Origin of the sequence: Agromyces humi (genome assembly GCF_009720255.1) — a bacterium.
GTDB classification, from domain to species: Bacteria; Actinomycetota; Actinomycetes; order Actinomycetales; family Microbacteriaceae; genus Agromyces; species Agromyces humi.
Genome location: NZ_WJSP02000369.1, coordinates 1 through 3614, shown reverse-complemented (window position 1 = coordinate 3614; position 3614 = coordinate 1). Strand labels below are relative to the sequence as shown.

Sequence of the window (3614 nt, the reverse complement as noted above, 5' to 3'; positions counted from 1 at the left end):
GCCGCCTCGCCGTCGCCGGTCACTTCCCAGCCATCGACCCGCTCGCGTCGATCAGCCGTGTCGCGTCGAAGGTCACCACCGCCGAACAGCGGCAGCACGCCACCACCCTCCGCCAGCACCTCGCCGCATACTCCCGCGGGTCAAGCCGCGCGTCGGCGTCGAAGTCGCCGCCGTCGGCCCGGAAGGACTCGCCCACGAGCATCGACGCGTGCCCGAAGCGCTCCACGACCCGGTGCTTGCGGTCGAGCCAGCCGTCGTTGTCCGCCGAGGATCCGGGCAGCGCCGCGTGGAAGACCCGCTGCGGGCCGAACCAGATCGCGATCGCCACCGGGAGCCCGTGCTCGGCCGCGGCGGTGCGGAGCCGGACCCCGAGCGCCCACGCGTCGTCGAGCGTGAACCGGTCGAAGACGAGCTCGGACTCCTCGGCGATGAGCCGTTCGCGCAGTTCGCTCATGGCCGCAGCAGCACCTTGATCGCGCGGCGCTCGTCCATGGCGGCGTACGCCTCGGCCGCGTCGGCGAGCGGCAGCTCGAGGTCGAACACGCGGCCGGGCTCGATCGCGCCCGAGAGCACGTCGGGCAGCAGCTCCTCGATGTAGCCGCGCACGGGGGCGACGCCGCCGTTGACGCCGACGTTGCGGTTGAACAGGGTGCGCACGGGCAACTCGGGGCCGCCGTTCGGGACGCCGACGTAGCCGACCATGCCGCCGGGGCGGGCGGAGCGGATCGCCTGGTCCATCGACTCCTTCGTGCCGACGCACTCGAGCACGCGATCGGCGCCGATACCACCCGTGAGCTCCTGCACGGCGGCGACGCCCTCGTCGCCGCGCTCGGCGACGATGTGGGTGGCGCCGAACGCGCGAGCCAGCTCCTGCCGCTCGGGATGCCGCGACATCGCGATGATCGTCGTCGCTCCGAGCCGCTTCGCCGCGATGACCGCGCAGAGGCCGACGGCCCCGTCGCCCACGACCGCGACGGAGTCGCCGGGCCGCACGCCCGCGCTGACCGCGGCGTGGTGGCCGGTGCCCATGACGTCGGACAGGGTCAGGAGCCCGGGCACCTGCTCGTCGGCGATCGGCCCGCCCACGGGCACGAGCGTGCCGTCGGCGAGCGGCACGCGCACGCGCTCGCCCTGGCCGCCGTCGGCGAACCCGCCGAACCGGTCGTCGCCGCCCCACCAGCCGCCGTTCAGACACGACGTCGAGACCCCGTTGCGGCAGTTGATGCAGGTGTTGTCGCACACGTAGAACGGCGCGATGACGAAGTCGCCGACCGCGATGTGCTGCACGTCGTGGCCGACGGCCTCGACGACGCCGACGAACTCGTGGCCGATGCGGTGCGGCTCGTCGGTGGGCGTGACGCCGCGGTACGGCCAGAGGTCGGAACCGCAGACGCATGCGGCGACGACCCTGACGATGGCGTCGCCGCCCGTCGACAGCTCGGGGTCGGGCACGGTCTCGACGCGGATGTCGCGTGGCGCATGGATGATCGTGGCAAGCATGCGTCCGAGCCTACGCGCGGCCCCTCACACGTGCGGCACGAACTCCTGCCAGGCGATCCGCTTCGCACTGCGCGGGTCGAGCTCGACGCGGTCGACCCGGTCGAAGACGAGGGTGCGCCGGTCGGCCTCGTCGTAGGCCGGCCACGAGGGGCCGGGTGCTCCGGATGCCGCGAACGAGGTCCAGTGCTGCTGCATCCGTCGTCCGACCTCGCGATAGAGGCGGCGCCCGCCGAGCAGCGTGAGGCCGGCGCCGGTCAGCGTGTCGAACTTCTCGAACAGTGCGAACAGGTCGAGGCCGTGGGTCGCGTCGAGGCCGATCAGCCGCGGCATCCGTGGGGCCGCATCGAAGCGGTAGAAGTAGACCGGCGCGTGTCGCGAGTGCCGCTCGCCGACCTTCACGCTCGGGAACCAGAACGTGAAGTCGCCCGCGAAGTCGGCGGCCGGACGGCGTTCGGGCAGCCCCGGGTACTGGCGCTTGATCGCCTTCCGCGACTTCTTGCGGGTGTTCGCGAAGATCGCGCGGATGCGCGGCTTCGTCGTGGGCAGGATGCTGATGCGCCCGACGAACAGCGACCCCTCGCGGTCGTTCGTGCCGATGATGAGCGGGATGCGGTGGGCCGTGCCGTCGGCGAACGCGTCGAGCGGCCGCTGCGGCAGGAACTCCCCGTCGATCACGGGCGCGAGGCTGATGGTGCCCGGATTCTCGTCGGGCGTCCGCAGCGACAGCCGGGTGGTCGCCTCGGCGAGCACGGCCGGGTCGGCGGTGTGCAGCATGACCGCGGCATCCTCGCCCGAATCGCTCTCGAGGTCGTCGTCGTCGACGAGCCGGCTGAGCGTGCGCACGTACTCGGCCGCCCACTTCGCAGCGACCTCGGGCGTGTACACGGCGTTCGCCGGCGAGCTCTGCGCGATCGCCCGGGCGAAGAGCCCCTCGGCCGCGGGCACGGCCATGAGCGTGGTCACGGAGTTCGCGCCCGACGACTCGCCGAACAGGGTCACCCTGCCGGGGTCGCCCCCGAACGCGGCGATGTTGCGCCGCACCCAGTCGAGCGCGGCGACCTGGTCGCGCAGCCCGAGATTGCAGTCGAACGGATGCCGCGCCGACGCGTACGCCCGGAAGTCGAGCCAGCCGAGCGCGCCGAGCCGGTAGTTGAGGCTGACGTAGACGACGCCGTGCCGCCGCACCAGCCGCTCGCCCTGCCGCGCGTACCACTTGTGGTCGGCCGGCACGACGTACCACGGCGCGATGGGGGTGGCGGTGCGGTCGAACGCCGCCTGGTAGGCCTCCTGGTACTTGGGTCCGAGCATCCGCTCCTCGACGTCGTTGGGGCTGTACTTCCACTGCTTCTCGGGGCGCTTCAGCCGATCCATCAGTCGCGCCTTCTGCTCCTCGGGCGAGATGTGCAGCATGACCTTGATGATCGTCGTGCCCTGGGCCACCAGCTCGGCCTCGAACTCGTTGATCGCGCCGTAGCGGCGCTCGATCTCCTCGGGCGCAGCGAGCTCGCGCACCAGCGCGATGAGCACGTCCTCGTAGTGCGACCGGTCGAACACGCCGATCATGCCCGCCTCGGGCACCTGCTTGCGGATGCGCCAGAGGAAGTCGTGCTTCAACTCCTCCTCGGAGGGGGCCTTGAAGGAGGCGAGCTGCACACCCTGCGGGTCGACGTTGCCGATGACGTGCTTCACGATGCCGCCCTTGCCCGCGGTGTCCATGGCCTGGAGCACGAGCAGGATGCGCCGGCCGTCGTCGCCCGTCTGGTGGTGCGCGAACAGCTTCTCCTGCAAGTCCGTCAGGACCAGTGCGCCCTCCCTCAGGGCGGCCCGCCCTGACTTCTTGTTGCCGTCGAACCCCGGGGTCACGTCGGTCGGCGATTCGAGCAGCACGAATCCCGGGTCCACCCGCAGCAGTCCGGTCGGGTCCTCGCGCCAGTACGACTCGCGGCTCATGTCACACTCCTTCGTGCGACTCGGTGTCGCCCGGGTCCATCCTGTCGAGTGAGCGGATGCCGCGGCAAGGGCTCGACGCGAGGCGTCGGATGTGCGGGGGTGCCCGCGGGCCCGGCCGCGACGTCACCCGACCGCGCCCGCGCCCCCTGAAGCGTCAGCGGGGC

Annotated in this window: 2 protein-coding genes and 2 pseudogenes; all 4 read right to left on the bottom strand. The window is 71.9% G+C overall.

The genetic code is table 11. From position 1 onward, the window contains the following. Positions 1 to 19: 19 nt before the first annotated feature. Complete coding sequence (locus GH736_RS25230) at positions 20 to 454, bottom strand: heme-binding protein (RefSeq protein ID WP_159606201.1); 435 nt, start codon at positions 452 to 454, stop codon at positions 20 to 22. Next, positions 451 to 1500, bottom strand: coding sequence for a zinc-dependent alcohol dehydrogenase family protein (locus GH736_RS19185; protein WP_159606199.1), 1050 nt, complete (start codon positions 1498 to 1500; stop codon positions 451 to 453). The genes GH736_RS25230 and GH736_RS19185 overlap by 4 nt, the downstream gene beginning before the upstream one ends. A 24-nt stretch (positions 1501 to 1524) precedes the next feature. Continuing rightward, positions 1525 to 2697 (bottom strand): annotated as a pseudogene (locus GH736_RS25225) (carboxylesterase/lipase family protein); the annotation flags it as partial. A gap of 3 nt (positions 2698 to 2700) precedes the next feature. Next, positions 2701 to 3450, bottom strand: a pseudogene (locus GH736_RS25220) (PPK2 family polyphosphate kinase); the annotation flags it as partial. Positions 3451 to 3614: the final 164 nt, after the last annotated feature.